The organism is Pseudoduganella lurida, assembly GCF_007830455.1.
Lineage (GTDB): Bacteria > Pseudomonadota > Gammaproteobacteria > Burkholderiales > Burkholderiaceae_D > Rugamonas > Rugamonas lurida.
Map to the genome: position 1 here is coordinate 53,641 of NZ_VLLB01000005.1, position 26,547 is coordinate 80,187.

The window sequence follows — 26,547 nt, forward strand, 5'->3', positions numbered from 1 at the left end:
CAGCGCGAACACGAGGGAGCGGATGAAAGGCACGACTTTGGACAACGCGGTTCTCCGGTGATTACGGCAAAGGGGAAGGGTGCTTCAGGATGTGCTGCACGGTGGTGGCCAGGTCGGCGAACACCTGCGTGCCGGGCGGCAGCCCGCCTTTTTCATGCGTGCCCGCACCCTTGCCGGTCAGGACCAGGTAGGGCACGCAGCCGCCGATGAAGCCGGCCTGCAGGTCGCGCAGCGAATCGCCCACCGTGGGCACGCCTTTCAGCGACACGCCGTAGCGCTTCGAGATTTCGGCGAACATGCCCGGCTTGGGCTTGCGGCAGTCGCAGTTGTCGGCCGCCGCATGCGGGCAGAAGAACACCGCGTCGATGTCCGCGCCCACCTGCTGCGCCATCCGGTGCATCTTCGAATGGATGGCGTTGAGGGTGGTGATGTCGAAGAACTGCCGCGCGATGCCGGACTGGTTCGACGCGATCACCACCCGGTAGCCGGACTGGTTCAGCCGCGCGATCGCCTCCAGCGAGCCGGGAATGGGAATCCATTCTTCCGGCGACTTGATGAAGTCGGGCGAATCGTGGTTGATCACGCCATCGCGGTCCAGGATGATCAGTTTCGGCTGCGGCATCGGGCGTCCTTACGCGGCCAGCTTGGAGATGTCCGCCACGCGGTTCATCATGCCGTGCAGCGAAGACAGCAGCGCCAGGCGGTTGTTGCGCAGCGCGATGTCCTCGGCCATCACCATCACGTCGTTGAAGAACGCATCGACCGCATCGCGCAGCTGCGCCAGCGTCTTCAGGGTGCCGGTGAAGTCGCCGGCGGCAAAGGCCGCATCCACTTCGGGCTGCACGCGCGTGACGGCGGCGGCCAGGTGCTTCTCCGCTTCGTCCTGCAGCAGGGCAGGGTTGACGGTGCCGGCCTGCGCCAGTGCTTCCTCGTTCTTCTTGAGGATGTTGGTGATGCGCTTGTTGGCAGCGGCCAGCGACGTGGCTTCCGGCAGCGCGGCAAACGCCTGCACGGCTTCCAGGCGCTGCACGATGTCGTCCAGGCGGTCCGGATGCTGCGCCACCACGGCTTCGATCTCGTTCGGCGTGAAGCCCCGCTCGCGCAGGATGCCGCGCAGGCGGTCCAGCATGAAGGCGGTGACTTCGGCACTCGGGTCCTTGAAGTTCGCCACGTCCTTGAACTGTGCGACCGCATCGGCCAGCAGTTCCGAGATCGCCAGCGGCAGGCGCTTCTCGATCAGCATGCGCAGCACGCCCAGCGCATGGCGGCGCAGCGCGAACGGATCCTTGTCGCCGGTCGGCTGCAGGCCGATGGCCCAGATGCCCACCAGCGTTTCCAGCTTGTCGGCCAGCGCGACGGCGGTGCCGGTCTGCGTCGATGGCAGTGTGTCACCTGCGAAGCGCGGCTGGTAGTGCTCGGAGGCGGCCAGCGCCACTTCCTCGTTCTCGCCATCGTGGCGCGCGTAGTACGTGCCCATGATGCCCTGCAGCTCGGGGAACTCGCCCACCATGTCCGTCAGCAGGTCGGCCTTCGACAGGCGCGCGCCGCGTTCGGCCAGCGCCGGATCGGCACCAATACGCCGCGCAATGGCGGTGGCCAGTCCCGTGACGCGGTCGCTGCGCTCGGCCTGCGTGCCCAGCTTGTTGTGGTAGACCACGTTCTTCAGGGCCGGCAGGCGCGATTCCAGCGTCTTCTTCTTGTCCTGCTCGAAGAAGAACTTGGCGTCCGACAGGCGCGGACGCACCACGCGCTCGTTGCCGCCGATGATGGCCTGCGGCGTGTCGGTGGCGATGTTGGAGACGATCAGGAAGCGCGAGCGCAGCTTGCCATTGGTGTCCGTCAGCGCGAAGTATTTCTGGTTCGTCTGCATCGTCAGGATCAGGCATTCCTGCGGCACGGCCAGGAATTCGTCCTCGAAGCGGCACTCGTACACCACCGGCCATTCGACCAGCGAGGCCACCTCGTCCAGCAGCGCTTCCGGCATCAGGACCTGGTCGGCGCCGGCCTTGTCCAGCAGCGCGGTGCGGATCTGTTCCTTACGCGCTTCGAACGACGGGATGACCTTCGCCTTGTCGACCAGCGTGTCGGCGTAGGCATCGGCATGCGCCACGGTGACGGCGCGCTGGCCCGGCGGCGTGAGGAAGCGGTGGCCCTGCGTGACGTTCGAGGCGGTCAGGCCGAGCAGCGTCAGTGGCAGCACCTGGTCGCCGAACAGCGCGATCACGCTGTGCGCGGGACGCACGAACTGCACGGTGGCGCCGTCCGGACGCTGGTAGCTCATCACCTTCGGGATCGGCAGCTTGGCGACGCTCTCTTCCAGCGCGGCCTGCAGGCCGGCTTCCAGCTGCGAGCCCGGTGCCGTGTACGTGTAGAAGAACGATTCGGCCTTGCCGTCCTGCGCGCGTTCCAGGTCGGCGATCTGCAGGTCGGGGAAGCCCAGCGCGGCCAGCTTCTTGGCCAGCGGGGCTGTTGCTTGTCCCTCTTTATCGAGGGCCACCGTCACGGGCAGTACTTTTTCGCGGATCGATTTGTCCGGCGACACCTCGCGCACCTTCGTGATGGACACGGCCAGGCGGCGCGGCGTGGCGTACGACGTGGCAACGCTGTCGTCTTCCAGGAAGTCGCGCGCCTTCAGGCCGTTCACGATGCCGGCGGCAAAGGCCGCGCCCAGCTTCGACAGGGCCTTCGGCGGCAGTTCTTCGGTCAGCAGTTCAATCAGGAGAGTCTGGGTCATATCAGTTGCTTTGTACGTGATCGGCTTGCGCGGCTTGGGCGGCTTGGGCAGCCATGGGGAAGCCGAGGCGTTCGCGGGAATCGTAGTAGGCCTGCGCGACGAGGCGCGACAGCGTGCGCACGCGGCCGATGTAGGCGGCGCGTTCCGTCACGGAGATGGCGCCGCGCGCGTCCAGCATGTTGAAGCTGTGCGAGGCCTTCATGATCTGCTCGTAGGCCGGCAAGGTGAGCTGCAGTTCGACCAGGCGCTTGGCTTCCGCTTCGTGGTTCGCGAACTGGGCGAACAGCAGGTCGGTGTTGGCGTATTCGAAGTTGTAGGTGGACTGTTCCACCTCGTTCTGGTGGAACACGTCGCCGTATTTCAGCGTCTTCGTTTCGCCGTTCTCTTCCCAGGTGGTCCACACCAGGTCATACACGTTCTCGACGCCCTGCAGGTACATTGCCAGACGTTCCACGCCATAGGTGATCTCGCCCAGCACGGGCTTGCAATCGAGGCCGCCCACCTGCTGGAAGTAGGTGAACTGCGTGACTTCCATGCCGTTCAGCCAGACTTCCCAACCCAGGCCCCAGGCGCCCAGCGTCGGGCTTTCCCAGTCGTCCTCGACGAAGCGCACGTCGTTCTGCTGCAGGTCCAGGCCCAGTGCCGCCAGCGAACCGAGGTACAGGTCGAGGATGTTTTCCGGCGCGGGTTTCAGCACCACCTGGTACTGGTAATAGTGCTGCAGGCGGTTCGGGTTCTCGCCATAGCGGCCATCCTTCGGCCGGCGCGACGGCTGCACGTACGCGGCGCGCCATGGCTCCGGGCCGATCGCGCGCAGGAAGGTACCGGTGTGGAACGTGCCCGCACCCACTTCCATGTCGTACGGCTGGAGCAGGGCGCAGCCCTGCTGGTCCCAGTAGGTCTGCAGGGTCAGGATGATTTGTTGGAATGTCAGCATTGAATGGATACGGTGCAGTGGTCGCGCGCGGACGCGAGCGTGATTGGTTCTCTAAAGCGGCTCAACTGAAGCGACTTCACTGAGGTGGCTAAACTAAAGCGACTTGACTGAAGCGGATTCGCTAAAACGGCTCATTTTAGCGGGTTTTGCGCTGAACCAGTAGAGATCAGGCCGCGGCCTGCTTCCGGCGCGACGTCAGCCATGCCGCCAGCAGGCTCGCGCCGGCCAGCGCGAACAGCAGCCAGTTGCGCAGCACGATGTACGGCGTGCGGCCCGTCATGCCCTGCACGCTGGTGTGCAGCACGCCCGCCTCGTAGTACGGCAGGCTGGCCTTCACGGCGCCATGCGGGTCGATGGCCACCGTGGGCCCCGTGTTGGTGGCGGCCAGCATCGGGCGACCCGTCTCCAGGGTGCGCATCTGCGAGATCTGCAGGTGCTGCGGGATCGCCACCGAGGTGCCGTACCACGCCAGCTCCGAGACGTTCAGCAGTACCGTGCCGCCCGAGCCGTCATCCAGTTGTTCGGCGATCTCCTCGCCGAACAGGTTCTCGTAGCAGATGTTCGGCAGCACGCGCTGGTCCTTCACGGCGAACGCGGGCTGCAGCACCTTGCCGCGCGCCTGGTCGCCCAGCGGAATCTGCATCATGTCCGTGAACCAGCGGAAGCCCGCCGGGATGAATTCGCCGAACGGCACCAGGTGGTGCTTGTCGTAGCGGTACGGCCTGGCCAGCGTGGTACCGAGACCGAGCACGCTGTTCGAATAGCTGGTGGGGCTGTCCGCCATCGGCATGCCCAGCACGATCGCGCTGCCCGTCTTGCGGGCGAAGGTGCCGTACGCGTCCAGGTAGCCGGCCGGCAGCTGCTGCGGGAACAGGGGGATGCCCGTTTCGGGAATCGCGATGAGGTCCGCCGGCACGCTGGTCACGGCGTCGCGGTAGTAACGCAGCGTGTTGCCGATGTGGTCCGGATCGAACTTGTTGGACAGGGCGATATTGCCCTGCACGAGGCGCGCCGTGAGCGGCTTGCCGACAGGCGTGGTCCACGTGATGGATTGCAGGGCGAAGCCGCCGATCCAGATCGCGGCGATCAGGCCCAGTGCAGCCTTGCGGGTACGGTGCATGAGCAGCAGCAGGGCGCCAGCCGTGAGTGCGGCGAGCCCGCCGATACCGTACACGCCCACGATCGGCGCGTACCCCGCCAGCGGCGTGACATTGTGCGCGTAGCCGCTGGACGCCCACGAGAAGCCCGTGAACAGCCAGCCGCGCGACCATTCGGACAGCGCCCACAAGACCGGCAGCACCAGCAGGTTGGCAGCCGGCAGGGACAGCGCCCAGCGCTTGCGCAGCCAGGCCGCGGCCCCCATCGCCACGGCGGCATGGCCGCCCATGTACACGCACAGCAGCACGAGGGCGATCCAGGCCAGCACGGGCGGCAGGTTGAAGCGCACCAGGGTGATCGTCAGCCAGTGCACACCGGCCAGGCACCAGCCGAAGCCGAACGCCCAGCCGACAAAGGCCGCGGCCTTCACGGAATCGGCGCGCAGCACCTGGTAGAACAGGATGGCGAGGGTGATGAGCTGGACCGGCCACCAGCCCCACGGCGCGAACGCCAGCACGCTGGTACCGCCGGCGAGGGCGGCGATCAGCATGCGGCTGCGGGTGCTGCGGGGTGGGGCGGGAGGGGCGTCGGGGGCGGCGCGGCGCAGGCGCATCAGTCCTGCTCGTCGATGGCCGGTGGCAGTTTCTCGACCGTCAGCACATGGATCTGGCGTGCGTCGGCACGCAGCACTTCGAAGCGCAGGTTGTCGATGTCGAAGGTGTCGCCCTTGTGCGGCATGCGCGCCAGGTGCTTCGAGACGTAGCCGCCGATGGTGTCCACGTCGTCGTCCGGCAGATCCGCATCGAGTTCCTCGTTGAACTGGCTGATTTCCGTCAGCGCCTTGATGCGCCAGCGCGGGCCCAGCTGGCCTTCCTTGATGGAGAGGATATTGTCCTCCTCTTCGTCGAAATCGTATTCGTCCTCGATGTCGCCGACGATCTGTTCCAGCACGTCCTCGATCGTGATCAGGCCGGCCACGCCGCTGTATTCGTCGACGACGATCGCCATGTGGTTGTGGTTGGCGCGGAAGTCGCGCAGCAGCACGTTCAGTCGCTTCGATTCGGGAATGAAGATCGCCGGACGCAGCATGCTGCGCACGTCGAACGCCTCTTCCGCGTAGTAGCGCAGCAGGTCCTTCGCCAGCACGATGCCGACCACCTTGTCGCGCTCGCCCTCGACGGCCGGGAAGCGCGAGTGCGCCGTCTCCAGCACCAGCGGCAGCCAGTCCTCGATGGGCTTCGAGATGTCGATCACGTCCATCTGCGAACGGGGCACCATGATGTCGCGGGCCGACAGGTCGGACACCTGGAACACGCCTTCGATCATCGACAGCGCATCGGCGTCGATCAGGTTGCGTTCGTGGGCTTCGTGCAGGACTTCGAGGAGCTCGGAGCGGTTTTCCGGCTCGGGGGAGATCAGGGCGGTGAGTCGCTCGAGGAGGGAGCGGTGGGGTTTAGCGTCATTTCTGACGCTGGTAGAGTGCTCTTGCATGGCAGGCATAAAGCCGTTTGTTTCGAAGGGATACAGGATACACCAAACGGCCCGGTCGGGCCGTTTTTGTCAAAAAGTTATCCCCTGACATCGTCCGGTCATGTTTTTATGCAAGACTGGACCCCGGAGGATGGTCATGCACGCAACAATCAAACCCGCTACCTTGGAATACGGCTCGGACCACAACGGCCTGGTCTGCGGCTACCTGTTCGGCCGCGGCGCGGCAGCGCTGCCGATCGTGGCCGCCGATGCGCTGGCCTGGCTGCAGGAGCGCGCCGCGTACCCGGACGAGTTCCTGTGGCTGCACTTCAACCTGGCCAACGCGGCCAGCGAAAAATGGCTGCGCGAGCACCTGCGCCTGGCCGACGAGTTCTACGACTGCCTGCACGAGGGCTCGCGTTCCACGCGCATCGAGCAGGCCGACGACACGCTGGTGGCCGTCATCAACGACGTGCTGCGCGACTTCTCGTTCGAACCGTCGGACATCGCCAGCCTGTACCTGTCGGTGGAGCGGCAGGTGGTGATCAGCGCGCGGCGCAGCCCCCTGCAGGCCGTCGAGCGGCTGCGCCAGGCGGTGCGGCGCGGCGAACCGATCGCGTCGACCGTGGTGCTGCTGACCCACCTGCTGCGCGACCAGGCCGACGTGCTGACGCGCATCGTGCGCATGGCCACCGGCAAGGTGGACGGCATCGAGGACAACCTGCTGTCCGGCCAGCTGAAGCACCAGCGCGCCGAACTGGGCTCGCTGCGCCGCGTGCTGGTGCGGCTGCAGCGGCTGCTGGCGCCGGAGCCGGCAGCCATGTTCCGGCTGATGCAGCGGCCGCCGTCGTGGGTGTCGGTGGCGGACCGCCAGGAGGTGCGCGAGGCCAGCGAGGAATTCGTCGTCACGCTCAACGACATCGCCTCGCTGCAGGAGCGCATCAAGCTGCTGCAGGAGGAGATCGCCGCGCTCGTCAACGAGGCCAACAACCGCAGCCTCTACGTGCTGACGATCGTGACGGTGCTGGCGCTGCCGATCAATATCATCGCCGGCCTGCTGGGCATGAACGTGGGCGGGATTCCGCTGGCCCAGGACGGCGCGGGGTTCTGGATCATCGCCGGGATCGTGGCGGTGTTTACGTTTGTCGCCGGGTGGATCGTGCTGCGCAAGCAGCGGGAGCTGGCGTAAATGAGTCCCCGATGTTACTTCTCGGCGGCGTAGGGATCGGCGTAGCCGAGCGAGGCGAGGATCTCGGTTTCGATGCCTTCCATCTCGTCGGCCTCGTCGTCGTCCTCGTGGTCGTAGCCCTGGGCGTGCAGCACGCCGTGCACGACCAGGTGGGCAGCATGTTCGGCGACCGTCTTGGACTGCTCGGCAGCTTCGCGCTGCAGCACGTCGGTGCACAGGATGATGTCCGCGCGGGTGGGCTCGTCCTCGGCGATCTCTTCGCCTTCGTTGTAGGCGAAGGTGAGCACGTTGGTGGCGTAGTCCTTGCCGCGGTACTGCAGGTTCAGCGCCTGGCCTTCGGCGGCATCGACGAAGCGGATGGTCAGCTCGGCCGGCGCGAACAGCGCGGCCTTCACCCACTTGCGCAGGTCGGTGCGCGGCACGATCTCCTGCAGCCGCGCATCGGGGTACTGCACGGACAGGGTCAGCTTGTTTGTCGGCTTGTTTGTCAGCTTGTTTGTCACGTTACTTTTTTCGGACATTGCGGGTCTTCACGGTCGTCAGGAGCGGGGCGATGTCTGCGGTGTTCTGCTGCGCCGCGTCGTAGGCATCGACGATGCGCGCCACCAGCGGGTGCCGCACCACGTCTTCGCTGGAAAAATGCGAGAACGCGATGCCGCGCACGTCGTGCAGCACCTGCACGGCGTCCACCAGGCCGCTCTTCTGGCTCTTCGCCAGGTCGACCTGCGTGACGTCGCCGGTGACGACGGCCTTGCTGCCGAAGCCGATCCGCGTCAGGAACATCTTCATCTGTTCGACGGTGGTGTTCTGCGCTTCATCCAGGATGACGAACGCGTGGTTCAGCGTGCGGCCGCGCATGTAGGCCAGCGGCGCGATCTCGATCACCTGCTTCTCGAACATCTTCTGCGTGCGGTCGAAGCCCAGCAGGTCGTACAGCGCGTCGTACAGCGGGCGCAGGTAAGGATCGACCTTCTGGTTCATGTCGCCCGGCAGGAAGCCCAGGCGTTCGCCCGCCTCGACGGCGGGTCGGCACAGGATGATGCGCTTGACGGCATCGCGCTCCAGCGCATCGACGGCGCAGGCCACCGCCAGGTAGGTCTTGCCGGTACCGGCCGGACCCACGCCGAAGCTGATGTCGTGCTCGAGGATATTGCGCAGGTAGCGGATCTGGTGCGGCGTGCGGCCGCGCAGGTCGCTGCGGCGCGTCTTCAGCGCGGGGCTGGCGATCTCGGGATCGTTGAACGGCGGCTCTTCGGCGCCATCGTCGGCATCGGCCTTGGCGGCGCTGGTGCGCTGCTCGACGAGGCCCAGCTGCACTTCCTCGATCGGCACGGCCTTGTCGGCCACCGCATAGAATTTTTCCAGGATCTGCACGGCGCGCTCGGCGTTCGTGCCGGTGACGATGAATTTCTCGCCACGCCGGAAGATGGTCACATCGAGCGCCGCCGAGATCTGGCGCAGGTTCTCATCGAGCGGACCGCACAGGTTGGCCAGGCGCGTATTGTCCAGCGGCTCGGGCGTGAAGTAGTGGGGCTGTACGGGAGTCTTGGTTTTCAATGGGCTTCGCTCAGGGATGCATCGTGCGCGACAAGATTGCCACGCAGGGAATATGACAACGATTCGGTAATCAGGATATCCACCATCTTGCCATGCAGTGCGGCCGGCGTGTCGCCACCATCGAACAGCACGGTGCGCGTATTGCCGGCGCGGCCCGTCAGTTCGCTGCCGCCGTTCTTCGACGGCCCTTCGACCAGCACGCGCATGGTGCGGCCCACCATCGCCGCGCTGTGCCGTTTCGTGTTGGCGTCGATGAGCGCCTGCAGCCGCTGCAGCCGGGCCAGTTTCGCTTCGTGCGGCGTGTCGTCGGCCAGGCTGGCGGCCGGCGTGCCGGGGCGCTTGCTGAAGATGAAGCTGAACGAGTTGTCGAAGTCCACGTCCGCCACGAACTTCATCATGGCCTCGAAATCCTGCTCCGTCTCGCCGGGGAAGCCCACGATGAAGTCGGAAGCGATCGTGATATCGGGCCGCACCGCGCGCACGCGGCGGATGATCGACTTGTATTCAAGTGCCGTGTAGCCGCGCTTCATCGCGCCCAGCACATGGTCCGCGCCGTGCTGCGCCGGCAGGTACAGGTGATCGGCCAGCTGCGGAATGCGCGCGTAGCAGTCCACCAGGCGCTGCGTGAATTCCTTCGGGTGGCTGGTGACGAAGCGGATCCGCTCGATGCCGGGCACCGCGGCCACGTATTCGATCAGCAGTGCGAAGTCCGCGGCCTCGCCATCGGCCATCGCGCCGCGGAACGCATTCACGTTCTGCCCCAGCAGCATCACTTCCTTCACGCCCTGGGCGGCGAGGCCGGCCACTTCGGTCAGCACATCGTCGAACGGGCGCGAGACTTCCTCGCCACGGGTGTACGGCACCACGCAGTAGCTGCAGTACTTGCTGCAGCCTTCCATGATCGACACATAGGCGAATGCGCCTTCCACGCGCGCCGGCGGCAGGTGGTCGAACTTCTCGATCTCGGGGAAGGTGATGTCGACCTGCGCCTTGCCGGTCTGGCGGCGCATCTCGATCATCTTCGGCAGGCGGTGCAGCGTCTGCGGTCCGAACACGACATCGACGACGGGCGCGCGCCTGACGATCGCCTCGCCTTCCTGCGATGCCACGCAGCCGCCCACGCCGATCACCAGGTCCGGATTCTTTTCTTTCAGCTTGCGGAACACGCCCAGGTCGGAGAACACCTTTTCCTGCGCCTTTTCGCGCACCGAGCAGGTGTTCAGGAGGATCACGTCCGCATCTTCCGGGGAACTGGTGCGCACCAGGCCGTCCGTGGCACCCAGCAGGTCGGCCATCTTGTCCGAGTCGTACTCGTTCATCTGGCAACCGAAGGTCTTGATAAATACTTTTTTCTGCATGGCGGGCAGTTTACCGTACTTTGCCGCCCGGAGGCGACGTAGTGGGTTCGCCAAAAATAGCCGATGCCAGCAGGCATGCGCGTTGTACGCTCATCAATATCGGATCGACAACTATGTCTCGAAGAATTTACTGTTGAGTTGTCTGTTGTAACAATTTCCTAAAATCTCTATCGTGCGCTGTCCCTGTGGCGCGTGTGATGAAATGGCATTGTTGTCAAGTTTTTCAGCGAATACTTGATATTAATTAAATATTCGCTTGGCATCGCTAGGCTGGAGCGTGCTTGTTTGGGCATAGAATTTTGCTGCATGTGCAAGTTTGTCCCCAATGGTCGCCGGCCCTTGCGTCCGTTTCTTGGGCGTACTCGTTACGGAGCCGTTTGGAAACCTGTTTTTGACAAATGCGGTCTTTCCTTATGGTCGGAGCAACATCTTTACATCAACTATATAGACGAGGATCAATCATGGCACACCACGCACTGGCTTCCCAAGAAAGCTATAACCCGAATCACCTGCTGGACATCCTGCTGGGCAAGATGCAGCTGAAGAACGATGCTGCCCTGTCGCGCCTGCTGGAAGTGGCGCCACCCGTCATCAGCAAGATTCGCCACCACCGCCTGCCGGTCGGCGCTTCGCTGCTGATCCGCATGCACGAGGTGACGGGCATGAGCATCCGCGACCTGCGCGACCTGATGGGCGACCGCCGCACCAAATACCGTCTGTCGGACGCGCAAGGCCGCCCGAAGCCAGAGGAAAAGGCTGCACAGCAGGCGCAGGCTGCCCAGGCGCAGCAAAAGCCGGAAGGCAACTACACCCACTAAGCAGTCCGGAGGGTGTCGCGCCGGCCGGGGTTCAACGCCCCGGCCGCGTTGCGTTTACGGCCCTGAAATGGCCTTCTCTCCGGCCGGTCTTCCACAAGTGTCTCGCCCCGCATTGCCCTTCTTGCCATAAAGAATCTGTTCGCTTACATTGAGGCATTCACCGGGAGAACCTCATGTTCGGAATCCAGGCCAGGCTGACGTGCGTGTTCGTGATCGTCGTAACGGTGGTCCTGGGCATTTCGGGCGCGTATTCCCAATACCACCTGGCCCATGACCTGGAGAGCGCCGACCGCCAGATGCGCGACGGCCTGCTGATGCGCCTGCAAACGAGCCTGCCGTCGGCCCTGTGGGACCTGGACCAGCCCAAGGTGGACACGCTCGTCGCTGCCGAAATGACGCCGCCGGAAGTGGTGGCGATCCGCGTCTACGATACGTCCGTGGGCCTGTTCGCCGGCAAGCGCCGCCTCGATGACGGCCGCATCGCCACCTTCGGCACGGCCCCCGCCACGCTGGCCGGCGACGTGACGGGCACGCCGGTGGTAGCCGACCTGGCGTACCGCCCCGCAGGCGGCGACGCGCGCCCGGCGATCGTCGGCCGCGTGGTCGTCAACTTCAGCCGCGCGCAGATCGAAGCCCGACTGGAAGCGGAGATCCGCCGCCGCCTGGCCGAGGTGCTGCTGCTCGACGCGCTGCTCGTGCTGGCGCTGGCCCTGTCGCTGCGCATCGTCTTCGACCCGCTGCGCCAGCTGCGCGACGGCCTGGCCGAACTGGCCACGCGCGACAGCGACGAGATCGCCGAGCTGCCCGACAAACGCCGTGACGAACTGGGCGAAGTGATCCGCGGCTTCAACGCCATCCAGCGCCGGGTGCGCGCCATCATCCAGCGCACCCGCGCCGCCGAAGACGCCGCGCGCCAGTCCGCCAGGGCCACCGAGCAGGCGCTGCACGACCTGCGCGACGCCCAGGAGTCGCTGCTGCAGGCGGAGCGCCTGGCCTCGCTCGGCGCGCTGGTGGCCGGCGTGGCGCACGAAATCAACACGCCGGTGGGCATCGCGCTCACCAGCGCCTCCGTGCTGAAGGAAGCAACGGACGAGATGCACGCCGCGATCACGCAGGGCGCGGTGAAGAAGTCCGACATCCTGAAGTACATCGCCACGGCCGGCGAGGGCGCGCGCCTGATCATGAACAACGCCTACCGCGCCGCCCACCTGATCCACAGCTTCAAGCAGATCGCCGTCGACCAGGTCAGCGAGGCGCGCCGCCGCTTCGAACTGCACGAGTACATCGACGAAGTCGTCTCCAGCCTGCAGCCGCGCCTGAAAAAGACGCAGCTGGCGCTGGCCATCGACTGCCCGCCAGGCATCCTGCTCGACAGCTATCCCGGCGCGCTGGCGCAGGTGCTCACGAACCTTGTGCTGAACTGCGCCGACCACGCGTTCGAGCCCGACCAGCCGGGCCATGTGACGATCCGCGCCCGCGCCGATGGCGACTGGGTCGAAATGGCCGTCACGGACGACGGCCGCGGCATCCCCGCCACGCTGATCGACCGCGTGTTCGACCCGTTCGTGACCACCCGCCGCGGCCAGGGCGGCACGGGACTGGGGCTGAACATCGTCTACAACCTGATCGTCAAGCAGTTCGGCGGCAGCATCACCGTCAGCAGCGCAGCGGGGCAGGGCGCATCGTTCATTTTCCGCATGCCGCGCATGGTGGACGAAGCGATGCCGGCCCTGGCGCCCGAGCCGGCGTGACACGCCGAACCGGGCGCCCGCCATGCCGGGCCTGACGCATACTGCGCGACAAAGGAGACCATGATGGACCAGCAGGGCAAACCACCGGCCGCGCGGAAGGCAGCGCGCAAAGACGGCGAGGGAAATGGACAGAAGGTCGTGCCGAAGGATGGGCAGCACGAGGGACGGCAGCTCGCGCGAAAGGATCGAGACGGCGGCGGCCAGCGCCAGATCGCCCTGCTGCGCGGCGTGAACGTGGGCCGCGCCAAGCGCATCGCGATGGCGGACCTGCGCCAGGTGCTCGGCGAACTGGGCTTCACCGGCGCCCGCACGCTGCTCAACAGCGGCAATGCCGTCTTCGACTGCGATGGCCTCGATGCAGCGCAGTCGTCCACCAGCATGTCCGCCACGCGCATCGAGGAAGCATTGGTGCTCAAGCTCGGCGTGGGCTCGCGCGTGACCGTGCTCGATGCGCAGCAGCTCGACGACGTCGTCGCCGACAACCCGCTGGGCGCGATCGCCGTCGATCCCGCCAGGCTGATGGTATCCGTCTTCAGCAACCCGGCCGACCGCGCGAAGCTCGAGCCGCTGGCACACCAGCCCTGGGAACCCGAGGCATTCGCCCTCGGCCGCTGGGCCGCCTACATCTGGTGCGCCGACGGCGTGCTGGCCAGCCGCGCCGCGGCCGCGATGGGCAAGCTCCTCGGCGACGGCGTCACCACCCGCAACTGGGCCACCATCAGCAAGCTCCACGCTCTGGCCCGCGCTGACGCTTGACGCGGCTTCCCACAGCCGAGCTCGTGTCACCTGGGGTCAGGCACCATGCCACGCATGGCACGGTGCCTGACCCCAGGTGACACGGACTCATCAGGACACTTCGGTTAGACTGGAATTTTTCCGGCAACGAAGAACACATGAAACGCATCACACTCGCCGTACTCGCTGCCAGCGTCCTGCTGGCCGGCTGCGGCATGATCAAGAAGGACACGGCCGGCGGCCGCCTGACCGGCATGCAGGAAGCGGCCAACCCGCAGGTGCTCCTGCTGGGCGAGGTGCACGACAACGCGCAGGGCCACAAGCAGCGCTTCGCGGACCTGAAACGCCGCGTGGATGCCGGCTGGCGCCCCGCCATCGCGATGGAGCAGTTCGACCACGAAGACCAGGAGCTGCTGGACCGCGCGCTCAAAGGCTGCCTCGATGCGGGCTGCGTGATCCGCGTGATGGAGAAGAAGGGCTGGGACTGGCAGCAGTACTACCCCGTGCTGCAGCTGGCGATCGATCACGCGCTGCCGGTGGTGGCCGTCAACCTGTCGCGCGCCAACGCATCGAAGGTGGTGCGCGACGGGATCGCCTCCAGCTTCGACCCGAAAACGGTGGCCGAGTACAGGCTGGCCGAGCCGATTTCCGCCGACTGGCGCAAGGCGCAGGAACGCGAGATCCGCATGGGCCACTGCGACATGCTGCCGGAGATGATGCTGCCCGGGATGGTCAACGCGCAGTTCGCGCGCGATATCTGGATGGCCAAGCTGATCCGCGACCAGCAGCCGCGCGACGTGGTGCTGATCGCGGGGAACGGCCATGTGCGCAAGGACCTGGGCGTGCCGCGCTGGCTGAACACCATCGGCAGCAAGCTGACGGTGCGCTCGGTCGGCTATGTGGAGGATGGTGCAGCGAAGGATCAGTTCGACGAGGTGCGGAAGATTCCGGCGCAGAAGCGCGCGGATCCGTGCGCGAAGTTCAAGAAGTAACCTGCGGAAGGCACTTCGGGGGCTTTGTCGGCTCGAAGATGCGCTCTGCGGCCGGGAGGAAGCGCCAGTCCCAGGGCTGGATTTCTTCCGGCGGCGGCAGGGGCTTGCCGGCCCTCACGGGAGGACGCGCTTCGGAAAAGATGCGCCACCGGCGATCCCGTGCGCAGAACCAGCGTTTTTCGCCCGGCATCAGCAGGCTGATCTCGAGCCAGGCATTGCGGATGGTGCCGGTGCACCCCAGTACGAACTTGTTCGGCGATGTGTGTTCGCCCTTGAACACCAGCCGGTCGCCGATCACCTCCGCCTGGCCATACTCCGGATAGCGCCACAGCTTGACCAGCGTGCCTTCCGGCACATACAGGCACTTCCAGTGATACCCCTTCGGCACCAGCCGTGGCGCGCCGGGTGCGGCCCGGTCGCCTTGCCGCTCGAGCCATTGCCGGATCGCTTCATCCGCCACCTGCGAGGCATCGACCGCCCCGCACGCCGCTTCGATGTGCTGCAGAAACGCGATCATTGTCGTGGGGGACAAGTGGATGGTCACTGGAGGAAACATGCTGAAATCTCCGGGGGTGGATTTGGCTTGACTTCGCCGGAAGGCGAAATCCTCGGGGCGTGCGTACCTGTTTGACTTGACGGCGGGGGAAAGGTTCAAAAAAATCAGATGGTTTGCTAAACCGTTTCAGATGATTTGCTAGACGGGGTCGCGGCGGATAACCGCCCCGAGGTGCCAGCTGGCGAGCTCGGCTTTAGTGCGGTCCGAGGTGCCTGCAATGCCCCGCAAATCGCGCTGAACTCTGGCGTCACCAGCGGCGCTAACCCTCGGCTCGGCGCCGCCGCCAATTCAACTGCCAGCGCCACCGCCACCGCCACCGCCACCGCCACCGCCACCGCCACCGCCACCGCCACCGCCACCGCCCACGCCACCGCCCACGCCACCGCCCACGCCACCGCCACCGCCCACGCCACCGCCACCGCCCACGCCACCGCCGACCCCACCGCCGACCCCACCGCCGACGCCGCCGCCGACGCCGACACAACCAACGGCACCGCGCCACGACGCCACCAAGCCACCAAGCCACCAAGCCACCAAGCCACCAAGCCACCAAGCCACCAAGCCACTGCGTTAGCGCCGCCGCCGCGTCAGCACGTCGGCGCACCACCGCACCACTGCATAAGCGCTGCCGTCGTCACGCCAGCACCGTGCCACCGCGCCACCGCGCCGCCTCCACTATCCTGCACCGTCCCCACGGCCGCCCTTCTACGCGACAGTACACCGCCCCGCATCCATTCCCAGGCATCCATCCCCGCAACGCCCGCATACCGCCATCCCTCCTGCCCGCCCAAAGCATGCACACCATCGTCATCGACCCGGCGCCGACCGCCGGCCACGAAAGTCGACCCATCAACCCATGCCGCGCAGGCCCACAAAACACCAGCGCAAAAAAAACGGAGCGCATCAAGCGCCCCGTCCCTTATCCATGCTGTATCAAGCTACCGGCATCAAGCCATCAAGCCATCAAGCCATCAAGCCATCAACCTCAATCCTTGTACATCGGCCCATCAAAGATGAACTTGCCACCATGATAGTTCGCCGACGCATCGTCCTCCGCCGGATACACGCCCGTCTCCGGCACATCGCCGCGGAACTGTTCGGACGAATCCTTCGGCTGGAAGCCCAGGTGCGCAGCCTTGCGGTTGTCCCACCACTGGCGCTTGTTGTTCGAAGCGCCGAACAGGATCGTGTGGCCCACGCGCGGCGTGAGCAGCGACACGCGCAGTGCTTCCACCAGGTCATCGTAAGACAGCCAGGTACTCATCATGCGCGGATTGTTCACGGCCGGGAACGACGAGCCGATGCGCAGGCAGACGGTCTCGATGCCAGCGCGGTCGAAGTAGTAGCGCGACAGCTGTTCACCGAACACCTTCGAGATGCCATACATGCTGTCCGGACGGGGCGGATCGTCCGCATCGATCACCTGCGTCTGCGGATAGAAGCCGATCGCGTGGTTCGACGACGCGAACACGATGCGCTTCACGCCGTGGCGGTGCGCCGCTTCGTAGATGTTGTACGTGCCCTGGATGTTCGCGAACATGATGTTCTCGAACGTGTTCTCGGTGGAGATGCCGCCGAAGTGCAGGATCGCATCCACGCCCTCGACCATCTTCAGCACGGCGGCTTTATCGGCCAGGTCGGCCTGGAAGATCTCTTCGCCTTCGCCGGCCTCGCCCATGTCGCCGATGTCGGAGAGGCGCACCACGTCCGCCCATGGCTTGATCCGCTCGCGCAGGATTTTACCCAGGCCGCCGGCAGCGCCCGTCAGCAGCAGGCGCTTGAAAGGTTTTTTCGTCGTCGTCATCGTCGTCTCTGTTTTCTTTAATCTTGTCGAACATCGCAAAAGGGCATGCTAACCCAATCCGTCCCGGCAAGCGGCTCAACCGCTTGATCAGATGCCTGGATAGATGCCTGGATTTACGTCACCGGCGCCGGGTTGAACAGCACGAGCGCGTTGTACAGCTTCCACTGCTCGGCCCAGGTCTTCTTGCCGCTGGCCGTATCGAGCAGCAGCTGGAACAGTTCCCAGCCCACGCTTTCGATGGTGGCGTCGCCGGTGGCGATGCGGCCCGCGTTCACGTCCATCAGGTCGTGCCAGCGGCGCGCCAGGTCGTCGCGCGTGGCGACCTTGATGACGGGGCACTCGGCCAGGCCGTACGGCGTGCCGCGGCCGGTGGTGAACACGTGCAGGTTCATGCCGGCGGCCAGCTGCAGCGTGCCGCAGATGAAGTCGGAGGCCGGCGTGGCCGTGTAGATCAGGCCCTTCACGCCCTTGGTCGTGAGCTTCTCGCCCGGCGACAGCACGCCGGTGATCGGCACGCTGCCGGACTTGACGATCGAGCCCATGGCCTTCTCGACGATGTTCGACAGCCCGCCCTTCTTGTTGCCCGGCGTGGTGTTGGCACTGCGGTCGACGCCACCGCGCGTCAGATAAGCGTCATACCATGCCATCTCGCGGATCATTTCTTCCGCCACTTCCGGCGTGGCGGCGCGCGAGGTCAACTGGTCGATGCCGTCACGCACTTCCGTCACTTCGGAGAACATCACGCTGGCGCCGGCCCGCACCAGCAGGTCGGTGGCGAAACCGACGGCCGGATTGGCCGTCACGCCGGAGAACGCATCGCTGCCGCCGCACTGCACGCCCACCACCAGGTCGGAAGCAGGGCAGGTCACGCGCTGGCGCTTGTTGAGCACTTCGAGCTGCGCCTCGGCCGTCTTCATGATCGATTCGATCATCGACATGAAGCCCACGTTGCCGGCATCCTGCAGGCAGACCACGGGCGGCTCGGTGGCGATCGTGTCGTCCTTGCGGCGGATCTGGATCGAATTGGCGGGGAACAGGCGCGTCGGCTGCAGCTTCTCGCAGCCCAGCGACACGACCATGGCCTGCCCACCGAAGTTCGGGTTCTTGCTGATGTTGTGGATGGTGCGGATCGGGATGTTGGCGCCGGGCGCCTCGATGGCCACGCCGCAGCCGTAGGTGTGCTCGAGGCCCACCACGTCGTCCACGTTCGGATAGCGCGGCAGCAGCTCGGCCTTGATGCGCTTCACGGCGAAGTCCACCACGCCGGCAACGCACTGCACGGTGGTCGTGATGGCCAGGATATTGCGGGTGCCCACGGTGCCGTCTTCATTGCGATAACCCTGGAACGTGTAGCCTTCCAGCGGCTCGAGCGGCGGCACCTTCACGGTGCTGATCGGCAGGTTGTCCAGCTCGCGCGCCGGCGGCATCTCGATCAGCCCCTCGGCAACCCAGCTGCCCTGCGGGATGTCCTGCACTGCACGCCCGATGATCACGTTGTAGCGCAGGATCGGCTCGCCCTTCGGAATCGCCTTCAGCGCCACCTTGTGGCCCTGCGGGACGTTTTCGACGAGGGTCAGGCCATCTTCGAAGACGGTGCCCGCCGGCAGGCCGCCATCGTTGACGACGATCGCCACATTGTCGTTGACGTGCATGAGGATACGGCGCGGGGTGCTCGCTGAGGGGATGCTGGCTGTCATTTCGTATTCCTGGAGGGAAGGCCGGCCGCGCGTCGTATTTTGTTGTGTTCTGGCAACGAAGGGGAACATGCCGGCGGATTGTCTGTGAGGGCAGTATGCCAGATGCCAAAAAATTTGGCTAGTCCACATTGCGGTTTTGGTCTGACCGCTTTAGAATGGCCTGACCAGATGAAATCTTCAAAAACAATAGCTTCATCCGGAAAATCGTAACACCAGAAGCAAGCCAAAAAAATACGCAAAAAATACCTATAGAACAATGCTGTAAAAGCAGTCTATATAAGTAACGTAAATAAGTAATGCAAAGCGGTGCCCGCCTCGCGGAGCCCGAAGGAGACACGATGTACCAGCGAACCACCCCTCCAGCCAGCCGGTCCTGCGCGCCATTGCGCGACAGAACCGCGCGCTGAGTTCTACCCAACCCCACATTCCCGTCAGCCAGCCAGGCCGCGACTGCACCACCCGGTGCCGCCGACGGCACACGCATGCGCCCGGCGCGGGACCTTTGAAATGCCTCAGGAGACAAGCATGAACAAGCGTGAAACCCTCGGCCAGCCACGGCTGGTACTGACCTCGATCGCCCTGGCCGTACTGGCCATCGCGAACCAGGCCGCCGCACAGGAGGCCGCCCAGGAAGCCTCCATGCAGCGCGTCGAGGTGACGGGTTCCTCGATCAAGCGGCTGGCCAGCGAAGAAGCGCTGCCGGTCACGAGCATCAAGGCGGAAGAATTCACCCAGCGCGGCATGACCACGCTGGCGGACGTGATGATGGCGCTGCCGCAGTCGGCGTCGCTGGCCCCGTCGAACGCGGGCTCCGGTACCAACATCAACCTGCGCGGCCTGGGCGTGAACCGCACGCTGGTGCTGCTGAACGGCCGCCGCCTGGCCAACGAAGCCATCTCGGCAGGCTATGCCAACCTGGACGTGATCCCGTTCTCCGCGCTGCAGCGCGTCGAGATCCTGCGTGACGGCGCCTCGTCGATCTACGGTTCCGACGCGATCGGCGGCGTGGTCAACTTCATCACCAAGCGCGAATTCGAAGGCGTGCAGGTCACCGGCCAGTACGTGACGCCGGAACGCAGCGGCGGTGGCGACGAACGCCGCGCCACCCTCACGTTCGGCAAGGGCAGCCTGAACCGCGACGGCTGGTCGGCCTACGCCACGGTCGATTTCCACGACCGCAACCGCCTGTCCGCCCAGGACCGCGCCGAATTCAGCTCGGACGAGCTGCTGGCATCGCTGGGCCGTCCGCGCACGCTGGGCAGCGGCGGCTACGCCACGCCGGCCAACTTCACCACGCCGACCAACAAGAACTCGCAGAACCCGTACGCCACCACCTGCCTGGAGCCGTACTCCACGATCGGCGCCAAGAACACCTGTACGCTCAACAGCAACGAATACGGCACCGCGCTGTACGAGAACCAGCAGATCAGCTTCTACGCCCGCGCCGCCAAGCAGATCAGCGAAGACCACACGTTCACCGTCGAATACACGCGCGGCCAGTCGTACATCATCGCCGCCCGCAACCCGACGCAATCGGTGGCCGTGAACGGCGTGTCCGCCACGCTGCCGTCGTCGTCCAAATGGTATCCAGGCAACAGCGGCGGCGTACCTGCCGTGGCGGGCCTGAACGGCGCACCGCTGACGGTGCAGTGGTCGGTGGCCGACTACGGCCTGGCCACGCAGAAGGACAAACAGGTCAACCAGCGCCTGGCCTTCGTCGACGAAGGCAAGTTCGGCGAATGGGACTACCGCAGCGGCCTCGTGATCGGCATCTCCGACCGCGAGAACTACTACCAGAACGGCTTCTTCCGCGGCCAGGGCATCCTCACCGGCCTGTCGAACGGCACGCTGAACCCGTTCGGCCTGCAGGACCAGGCCGGCCGCGACTACCTGCAGTCGATCTCGGTCGACGGCCAGAAGAACCGCGATTCGCGCACCACCTACACGGGCCTGGACCTGACCGGCAGCCGCACGCTGTTCGCCATGGCCGGCGGCGACGCCGCGATCGCCGTGGGCGCCGACATGCACCACGAAACCACCCGCGACGACAAGCTGGCGATCCAGAACGAAGTGCAGTACCTGAACAGCACCTCGTCGCATGGCGAAGGCCAGCGCAATGTGTACGCCCTCTACACGGAGCTGGACCTGCCGGTAACAAAAACGCTGAATGTCAACGTGGCCGTGCGCGACGACTATTTCAGCGACTTCGGCAACACGATCAACCCGAAGGCCTCGTTCCGCTGGCAGCCGAACAAGACCGTGATGTTCCGCGGTTCGGCCAACACGGGCTTCCGCGCACCGACGCTGTTCGATGCCTACGGCTACCGCCTGCCGGGCGCCACCGGCAAGACCTCGTCCCGCTGGGATGACCCGGTGCTGTGCCCGGGCGGCCGTCCGGGCGTGACCGGTACCGGTACCGCGCTGCCAGGCTATGTATCGTCGGAAGTGTGCAACGTGCAGCTGCCGAAGCAGGTGGGCTCGAACGCCAACCTGGAGCCGGAGAAGTCGCGCGGCTACACGCTGGGCGTCGTGCTGGAACCGACCAAGTCGCTGACGATGTCGTTCGACTACTGGAACATCCGCATGAAGAAGATGCTGGCGAACCTGCCGGAGCAGGTGTACTTCACCGATCCGGCCAAGTACGCGTCCTACTTCGTGCGCAATGCCGACGGCACGCTGGCGTACCTGAACAACACCACGATGAACCTGGGTGGCCAGAAGGCGGCCGGTATCGACATCTCCGGTGCTTACCGCTTCCCGGCCACGCCATACGGCGACTTCAAGGTGGAGCTGGACGGCACCTACCTGACGCAGTTCGACAACCAGCTGTTCGACGGCGAGGCGTGGGTCGACAACGTGGGCCGCTTCGGCGCCGCGTCGAACGGCACCACGTCGAGCTTCCCGATCATCACCTACCGCTGGAAGCACGTGCTGAAGCTGTCGTGGGCGAAGGGCGACTTCACGGCGCAGGCCACGCAGAACTACAATTCGAAGTACGAAGACCAGAACCTGGTGGCCGAGCAGTACTGGCGCGACATCAACTCGTACAAGCCGTGGAACCTGACCGTGGGCTACAAGGGCATCAAGAACACGCAGCTGACGTTCGGTGTCACCAACGTGTTCGATTCCGCCCCGCCGGTCACGAACCACAGCGGTTACTCGTTCGGCTACCTGTCGAGCGCGGCCAGCCCGATCGGCCGCTCGTACAACCTGCGCGCAACGTATAACTTTTAATTGAGTCTGCGGCCGCCGACCTGCCAGCTTCCGCGGAAGCTGCGCAGCCGGCGGCTGTTTTGCATTCGGCTCCAGTGTCGCAGACCTGGGGTCTGACCCTCCGGGTCTGACCCGATTTTTGCATCCGCGGTTTTTGCGTCCAGATTCAACCTGGCTTTGATCCATCGGGAGGTTCGACATGAAACAGGTTCTCCTCGCGGCCGCCCTGGCCGCATGCTCGTTCGGCGCCACGGCAGCCGATACAAAACCCGTCCGCTTCATTCTCGTGGGCGATTCCACGATGGCCAGCAACAGCGGCTACGGCGATGCGTTCTGCGCGCGCGTGGAACGCGCCAACACCTGCATCAACCTGGCCAGGGGCGGCCGCAGCTCCGGCAGCTTCCGCAAGGAGGGCCGCTGGGACGAGGTGCAGGGCCTGCTCAAAGGGAGCAGCGCCTACAGCACCACCTACATCCTGATCCAGTTCGGCCACAACGACCAGCCCGGCAAGCCGGGCCGCACGACCGACCTGAAGACCGAATTCCCCGTCAATATCGCCCGCTATGTGGACGAGGCGCGGGCGCTGGGCGGCGTGCCCGTGCTGGTCACGCCGCTGACGCGCCGCCGCTTCATCGACGGCACCGTCGAGAACACGCTGGTGCCGTGGGCCGATGTGATCCGCGCCACCGCCAGCGCAAAAAAAGCGCCGCTGCTGGACCTGAACGCGGAGAGCGTCGCCGCCGTGCAGGCCATGGGCGAACAGGAAGCCGACACGCTTGCCGTCGAGCCGAAGCCGCCCGGCTACGTGCCGGGGCCGACGCCAGGTGCTGCTCCTGCTCCCGCCACCGCGCCTGCTCCCGCTCCCGCCACCACGCCCGCCACCGCTGCCGCCCCCGTCATGCCTGCTGCTTCTGCTACCGCCGCGGCCGAACCGCAAGGTGCGCCGAAAAGCGCGTTCGACTACACGCACGTGGGCGCCAAGGGCGCGCAGTATTTCGCCACGATGGTCGAGCGCGAGCTGAAGGCCGCCGTGCCGGCCACCGCGCGCTACTTCAAGCCGGAGGCGCGCTGATGGCCGTCACGCGGCGTGGCGCGCTGGCGTTCGCGCTCATCGCCGGTGCCGTGGGCGCCGCGCAGGCGCAGGCACCGCGCCAGGACAAGCCGGCAAGGCCGCGCCCCGTGGTCTCGGCCGACGTCGCGCAGCGCTTTGCCATTGCCGAGGTGCTGAAGACCACCGGCCGCGCCGGCAGCGAGATCACCGACCCCTGGAATCCACTGGCCGATCCCCTCGTACAGAACAAGCCCTTCAAGGCCGACTACACGGTCGCCACCACCGGCAAGCCGGATGGCATCAAATCCTTCACCAGCGTCCAGCAGGCCGTCAACCGCGCCGTGCTGGATGCGGCAGCGCAGCCGAACGGCAAGCGCCAGTACATCCTCGTCAAGCCCGGTACCTACCGCGAGATCGTCTACATTCCCGCATCGGCCCGGCCCATCACCCTGTATGGCGAAGGCAAGGCCGCGCAGGACACGGTGATCAGCGCCGGCCTCGATGCCGCCGTGCCCGTGGCCGATTACGTGAAGGGGTACGGCGCGCAGTTTGAAAGACTCGATCCATCGATTCGCGACATGCACGCGGTGATCACGGCGCGCGCACCGACCATCTCCACCAGCGGCACGATGACGGTGTGGGTGCGCAACCCGGGCTTCCAGGCCCGCAACCTGACCATCGAGAATTCGTACAACAAGGCCACCGGCAACGGACGCGACGAGTGCAGCGAAAACCGCGATTCGCCGGCCTGCACCATCGCGCCGGGCGGCGCCTCCGTGGCGCGCGTCAGCCACCAGGCCGTGGCTTTGACGGTGGAGGGCGCCGACAAGGCGCAGTTCGAGAACATCCGCCTGATCGGCTTCCAGGACACGCTGTACCTGAAGTCGGCCGAGACGCGCGTGACGGCGCGCAGCTTCTTCCACAAGTCGTACATCGAAGGCGATATCGACTTCATCTTCGGCGACACCACGGCCTACTTCTACCGCAGCGAAGTGCGCTCGCTGGGCGACCGCACCATGTCGTTCGTGGGTGCGCCGAACACCAACTGGAAGACGAAGTATGGCTTCGTGTTCAACGAGGTGCACTTCACCAGCGACGGCAGGAACCATTCGCTGGCGGGCAAGTTCCACCTGGCGCGCCAGTGGTTCCACAACTCGCGCTGCTCGCCGTATGCGCCCGTGAATGTACCGGGCTACGCGTGCACGTTGGGCGAGACGAGCGTGTTCAATGCGCCGAAGGGCACCATCACGCCGACCGTGCTGGAAACGGTGGGCAAGATGGCCGTGCTGAACTCGCGCATCGGCCGGCACATCGACCGCAACGACGTGTGGACGGACTGGAACGCGCCTGGGATGCTGTCGTACCGCCCCGCGCAGTTCGACTCGAACGATTTTTATACCAACTTGAAGAACGCGGGCTTCGACCCCGTCAACGCCCTGGGCTACGGGAAGCAGCCCCTGCCAGCCGAGATCTACCTGGCAGAATTCAACAACGCCGACGAATAGTCGGCAGCATGAGTGGAGACAGCATGAACAATGTAAATCGGGTCGATGCAAATCAGGTCAACGCATCTGAGGTCAATGCATCCAGGGTCAACGACAAGCGCCGCGCGATGATGCAGGCAGCCAGCCTGGCCCTGGCCGGCGGCGGCTTCGGCATCGCCGGAGGCGCGCACGCCGCCATCGCGGACGACCCGTGGGGCCGCGCGCAGGACATCACCAGGCGCCTGAGCAAGCCGCTGAAGTTCCGCGAGCAGGACTTCCCCATCACCCAGTTCGGCGCCAAGCCCTGCAAGGTGGTGCAGGTGAAGGGCTGGATCTCGCACGACGACCAGGAGATGATCGGCACGCACGCGCCGGGCTCGTTCGACTGCTATCCCGCCATCGCGGCCGCCATCGCCGCCTGCCACAAGGCCGGCGGCGGCCGCGTGGTGATCCCGGCCGGGAACTGGTTCGTGGCCGGTCCGATGGTGCTGCTGTCGAACGTGCACGTGCACCTGAAGAAGGGCGCGAACGTGCTGTTCTCGAACCAGCCGACCGATTACGCCAAGTACGGCGAATTCGATTGCGGCAAGAAGGGCAGGCTGGTCATCTCGCGCTGGCAGAGCAACGACTGCCTGAACTTCGCGTCGATGGTCTACGCGTACGGCGCCGACAACATCGCGCTGACGGGCGAGGACTGGACCAGCATCCTGAGCGGCCAGGGCGGCATTCCGTTCAACGGCAAGGATGGCGACTGCTGGTGGACCTGGAAGGGCAAGAACCGCACGATCAACCCGGCCTCGCAGGCCAATACACCGGGCTACAAGGAAGGCCAGCTGACGCAGCGCGTGCCGAACCCGCTGAACCCGATGTCGCTGAAGGACGTGGCGCCGCACCTGACGGAAGAAGAGCGCCTGCACATCCAGGGCGAAGGCGACCGCTGGCGCGCGGACGAGCAGTACCTGCCGGCGCTGTCCGAAGCGGGCGTGCCGCTGGCGCAGCGCGTGTTCGGCCTGGGCCACATGCTGCGCCCGCCGATGATCCAGCTGATCGGCTGCACCAATGTGCTGCTGGAGGGCTACCACGTGAAGGACACGCCGTTCTGGCAGCACCACCCGGTGCACTGCCGTAACCTGGTGATCCGCAACGTGCACTGCAACAGCAAGGGCCCGAACAGCGACGGCTTCGATCCGGAAGCGTGCGACACCGTGCTGGTCGAAGGCTGCACGTTCGACACGGGCGACGACTGCATCGCCATCAAGGCCGGCAAGGACCTGGACACGCAGTACGGCCCGTCGCAGAACATCGTGATCCAGAAGTGCATCATGCAGAGCGGCCACGGCGCCGTCACGCTGGGCAGCGAGATGGCCGGCGGCATCCAGAACGTGTATGCGCAGGACCTGGTGTTCGAGAACATCCACTGGGCCACCGATCCGCTGAACACGGCGATCCGGCTGAAGACGAACATGAACCGCGGCGGCTACCTGAAGAACTTCTACGTGCGCAACGTGAAGATCCCGCATGGCGTGCAGACCAGCCCCTCGTTCTACGCATCGCTGCCCGGTTCGCCGATCGAATCGCGCACGGTGGCCACGGCGGCCGGCGCCGTCGTCACGTTCGACTGCGACTACACGCCGACCGCGGACACGGTGCGCACCCGGCCGCCGGTGGTGCAGAACGTGCAGATCTCGAACGTCACGGTCGGTAACGTGGAGGTGAAGAAGGGCGACAAGAAAGGCCAGAAAGCCTCGTGCTTCCAGGCGATCGTCATCCTCGGCCCCGTCGCCTCCGACTACAACGGCCCGCAGCCGATGCCCACCGTCGTGCCGGTGCTGGACGTGACCATCAGCGACTGCGACTTCGGCACCCCCGTCAACACCGAGCAGCCCTGGTTCCTCTACAACGTGAAGGGACTGAAGCTCAATCGCGTGAAGATCGGCGGCAAGGAGTACAACACCACGCTGTCGGCGTAGCGCCACCGGAGCCGGATGCACATCGGGGACAGGCACCTGCCGCAGGCGGCAGGTGCCTGTCCCCGATTTTGTGGAGTCGCCAGTTTCCCGTGCGTCCGCCACCACGCAATCGCCGGATGTCGCACATGGCGCC

General features: G+C 65.5%; 20 protein-coding genes. 9 read left to right on the plus strand and 11 right to left on the minus strand.

The features are described from left to right. Positions 1-61: 61 nt before the first annotated feature. The 5 genes from gmhB to IP91_RS15035 form a co-directional block, all read right to left on the minus strand. Positions 62-622: a D-glycero-beta-D-manno-heptose 1,7-bisphosphate 7-phosphatase gene (gene gmhB, locus IP91_RS15015; RefSeq protein WP_145649901.1), complete on the minus strand. Its 561-nt coding sequence runs from the start codon at positions 620-622 to the stop codon at positions 62-64. Between the two features lie 9 nt (positions 623-631). After that, on the minus strand, positions 632-2,734 hold the full coding sequence (glyS, locus tag IP91_RS15020) for a glycine--tRNA ligase subunit beta (protein WP_145649902.1): 2,103 nt from the start codon (positions 2,732-2,734) through the stop codon (positions 632-634). Position 2,735: 1 nt separating this feature from the next. Then, complete coding sequence (gene glyQ, locus IP91_RS15025; protein ID WP_145649903.1) at positions 2,736-3,671, minus strand: glycine--tRNA ligase subunit alpha; 936 nt, start codon at positions 3,669-3,671, stop codon at positions 2,736-2,738. Between the two features lie 166 nt (positions 3,672-3,837). Beyond that, complete coding sequence (lnt, locus tag IP91_RS15030; RefSeq protein ID WP_145649904.1) at positions 3,838-5,382, minus strand: apolipoprotein N-acyltransferase; 1,545 nt, start codon at positions 5,380-5,382, stop codon at positions 3,838-3,840. Further along, on the minus strand, positions 5,382-6,260 hold the full coding sequence (locus IP91_RS15035; protein WP_145649905.1) for a CorC family transporter: 879 nt from the start codon (positions 6,258-6,260) through the stop codon (positions 5,382-5,384). The genes lnt and IP91_RS15035 overlap by 1 nt, the downstream gene beginning before the upstream one ends. Before the next feature lie 136 nt (positions 6,261-6,396). Between IP91_RS15035 and IP91_RS15040 the strand changes: the two genes are divergently transcribed. Continuing rightward, positions 6,397-7,428: a transporter gene (locus IP91_RS15040; protein ID WP_199754609.1), complete on the plus strand. Its 1,032-nt coding sequence runs from the start codon at positions 6,397-6,399 to the stop codon at positions 7,426-7,428. Positions 7,429-7,442: 14 nt separating this feature from the next. Here IP91_RS15040 and ybeY read toward each other — a convergent pair whose 3' ends face one another. The 3 genes from ybeY to miaB are packed head-to-tail and all read right to left on the minus strand — an operon-like array spanning position 7,443 to position 10,343. Then, positions 7,443-7,949 carry an rRNA maturation RNase YbeY gene (gene ybeY, locus IP91_RS15045; protein ID WP_145649906.1) on the minus strand — a complete coding sequence of 169 codons (507 nt, stop codon included), beginning with the start codon at positions 7,947-7,949 and terminating at the stop codon, positions 7,443-7,445. Further along, entirely contained in the window at positions 7,933-8,985 is a 1,053-nt protein-coding gene (locus IP91_RS15050; protein WP_145649907.1) for a PhoH family protein, read from the minus strand. The genes ybeY and IP91_RS15050 overlap by 17 nt, the downstream gene beginning before the upstream one ends. Then, on the minus strand, positions 8,982-10,343 hold the full coding sequence (gene miaB, locus IP91_RS15055; protein WP_145649908.1) for a tRNA (N6-isopentenyl adenosine(37)-C2)-methylthiotransferase MiaB: 1,362 nt from the start codon (positions 10,341-10,343) through the stop codon (positions 8,982-8,984). Before miaB ends, IP91_RS15050 begins: the two co-directional genes overlap by 4 nt. A 461-nt stretch (positions 10,344-10,804) precedes the next feature. Here miaB and IP91_RS15060 point away from each other — a divergent pair, with 461 nt between their 5' ends. From IP91_RS15060 to IP91_RS15075, 4 genes are all read left to right on the plus strand, one after another. After that, entirely contained in the window at positions 10,805-11,161 is a 357-nt protein-coding gene (locus IP91_RS15060; protein ID WP_145649909.1) for a hypothetical protein, read from the plus strand. A 173-nt stretch (positions 11,162-11,334) separates the two neighbouring features. Next, the gene (locus IP91_RS15065) at positions 11,335-12,912 is read left to right on the plus strand and encodes a sensor histidine kinase (protein WP_145649910.1); all 1,578 of its coding nucleotides are present in this window, start codon (positions 11,335-11,337) and stop codon (positions 12,910-12,912) included. A 60-nt stretch (positions 12,913-12,972) separates the two neighbouring features. Continuing rightward, positions 12,973-13,668 (plus strand): DUF1697 domain-containing protein, encoded by a 696-nt coding sequence (locus tag IP91_RS15070; protein WP_229474474.1) that lies wholly within the window; start codon positions 12,973-12,975, stop codon positions 13,666-13,668. A 137-nt stretch (positions 13,669-13,805) separates the two neighbouring features. Continuing rightward, a complete protein-coding gene (locus IP91_RS15075) occupies positions 13,806-14,639 on the plus strand; it encodes a ChaN family lipoprotein (protein WP_145649911.1) in 834 nt (277 codons plus the stop codon). Here the strand turns inward: IP91_RS15075 and IP91_RS15080 are convergent. From IP91_RS15080 to garD, 3 genes are all read right to left on the minus strand, one after another. Continuing rightward, the gene (locus IP91_RS15080; RefSeq protein ID WP_145649912.1) at positions 14,629-15,294 is read right to left on the minus strand and encodes a hypothetical protein; all 666 of its coding nucleotides are present in this window, start codon (positions 15,292-15,294) and stop codon (positions 14,629-14,631) included. The genes IP91_RS15075 and IP91_RS15080 overlap by 11 nt on opposite strands. An 886-nt stretch (positions 15,295-16,180) precedes the next feature. After that, positions 16,181-16,999 (minus strand): NAD-dependent epimerase/dehydratase family protein, encoded by an 819-nt coding sequence (locus IP91_RS15090; RefSeq protein ID WP_145649913.1) that lies wholly within the window; start codon positions 16,997-16,999, stop codon positions 16,181-16,183. A 113-nt stretch (positions 17,000-17,112) separates the two neighbouring features. Then, a complete protein-coding gene (gene garD / locus IP91_RS15095; RefSeq protein ID WP_145649914.1) occupies positions 17,113-18,696 on the minus strand; it encodes a galactarate dehydratase in 1,584 nt (527 codons plus the stop codon). Between the two features lie 525 nt (positions 18,697-19,221). Between garD and IP91_RS15100 the strand changes: the two genes are divergently transcribed. The 4 genes from IP91_RS15100 to IP91_RS15115 all read left to right on the plus strand — a co-directional run bounded on the left by IP91_RS15100 (position 19,222) and on the right by IP91_RS15115 (position 26,414). Further along, a complete protein-coding gene (locus tag IP91_RS15100; RefSeq protein ID WP_145649915.1) occupies positions 19,222-21,930 on the plus strand; it encodes a TonB-dependent receptor in 2,709 nt (902 codons plus the stop codon). Between the two features lie 178 nt (positions 21,931-22,108). Then, positions 22,109-22,981 (plus strand): rhamnogalacturonan acetylesterase, encoded by an 873-nt coding sequence (locus IP91_RS15105; RefSeq protein WP_145649916.1) that lies wholly within the window; start codon positions 22,109-22,111, stop codon positions 22,979-22,981. Then, positions 22,981-24,465, plus strand: coding sequence for a pectinesterase family protein (locus IP91_RS15110; RefSeq protein ID WP_145649917.1), 1,485 nt, complete (start codon positions 22,981-22,983; stop codon positions 24,463-24,465). Before IP91_RS15105 ends, IP91_RS15110 begins: the two co-directional genes overlap by 1 nt. A 107-nt stretch (positions 24,466-24,572) precedes the next feature. Beyond that, on the plus strand, positions 24,573-26,414 hold the full coding sequence (locus tag IP91_RS15115; protein ID WP_145650248.1) for a glycoside hydrolase family 28 protein: 1,842 nt from the start codon (positions 24,573-24,575) through the stop codon (positions 26,412-26,414). The last annotated feature ends 133 nt before the right edge of the window (positions 26,415-26,547 follow it).

What these genes read in the sequence shown, in the direction of transcription:
- gmhB (WP_145649901.1), bottom strand. Translation starts at nt 622, where the DNA reads ATGCCGCAGCCGAAACTGATCATCCTGGACCGCGATGGCGTGATCAAC.
- glyS (WP_145649902.1), bottom strand. Translation starts at nt 2,734, where the DNA reads ATGACCCAGACTCTCCTGATTGAACTGCTGACCGAAGAACTGCCGCCG.
- glyQ (WP_145649903.1), bottom strand. Translation starts at nt 3,671, where the DNA reads ATGCTGACATTCCAACAAATCATCCTGACCCTGCAGACCTACTGGGAC.
- lnt (WP_145649904.1), bottom strand. Translation starts at nt 5,382, where the DNA reads ATGCGCCTGCGCCGCGCCGCCCCCGACGCCCCTCCCGCCCCACCCCGC.
- IP91_RS15035 (WP_145649905.1), bottom strand. Translation starts at nt 6,260, where the DNA reads ATGCAAGAGCACTCTACCAGCGTCAGAAATGACGCTAAACCCCACCGC.
- IP91_RS15040 (WP_199754609.1), top strand. Translation starts at nt 6,397, where the DNA reads ATGCACGCAACAATCAAACCCGCTACCTTGGAATACGGCTCGGACCAC.
- ybeY (WP_145649906.1), bottom strand. Translation starts at nt 7,949, where the DNA reads ATGTCCGAAAAAAGTAACGTGACAAACAAGCTGACAAACAAGCCGACA.
- miaB (WP_145649908.1), bottom strand. Translation starts at nt 10,343, where the DNA reads ATGCAGAAAAAAGTATTTATCAAGACCTTCGGTTGCCAGATGAACGAG.
- IP91_RS15060 (WP_145649909.1), top strand. Translation starts at nt 10,805, where the DNA reads ATGGCACACCACGCACTGGCTTCCCAAGAAAGCTATAACCCGAATCAC.
- IP91_RS15065 (WP_145649910.1), top strand. Translation starts at nt 11,335, where the DNA reads ATGTTCGGAATCCAGGCCAGGCTGACGTGCGTGTTCGTGATCGTCGTA.
- IP91_RS15070 (WP_229474474.1), top strand. Translation starts at nt 12,973, where the DNA reads ATGATGGACCAGCAGGGCAAACCACCGGCCGCGCGGAAGGCAGCGCGC.
- IP91_RS15075 (WP_145649911.1), top strand. Translation starts at nt 13,806, where the DNA reads ATGAAACGCATCACACTCGCCGTACTCGCTGCCAGCGTCCTGCTGGCC.
- IP91_RS15090 (WP_145649913.1), bottom strand. Translation starts at nt 16,999, where the DNA reads ATGACGACGACGAAAAAACCTTTCAAGCGCCTGCTGCTGACGGGCGCT.
- garD (WP_145649914.1), bottom strand. Translation starts at nt 18,696, where the DNA reads ATGACAGCCAGCATCCCCTCAGCGAGCACCCCGCGCCGTATCCTCATG.
- IP91_RS15100 (WP_145649915.1), top strand. Translation starts at nt 19,222, where the DNA reads ATGAACAAGCGTGAAACCCTCGGCCAGCCACGGCTGGTACTGACCTCG.
- IP91_RS15105 (WP_145649916.1), top strand. Translation starts at nt 22,109, where the DNA reads ATGAAACAGGTTCTCCTCGCGGCCGCCCTGGCCGCATGCTCGTTCGGC.
- IP91_RS15110 (WP_145649917.1), top strand. Translation starts at nt 22,981, where the DNA reads ATGGCCGTCACGCGGCGTGGCGCGCTGGCGTTCGCGCTCATCGCCGGT.
- IP91_RS15115 (WP_145650248.1), top strand. Translation starts at nt 24,573, where the DNA reads ATGATGCAGGCAGCCAGCCTGGCCCTGGCCGGCGGCGGCTTCGGCATC.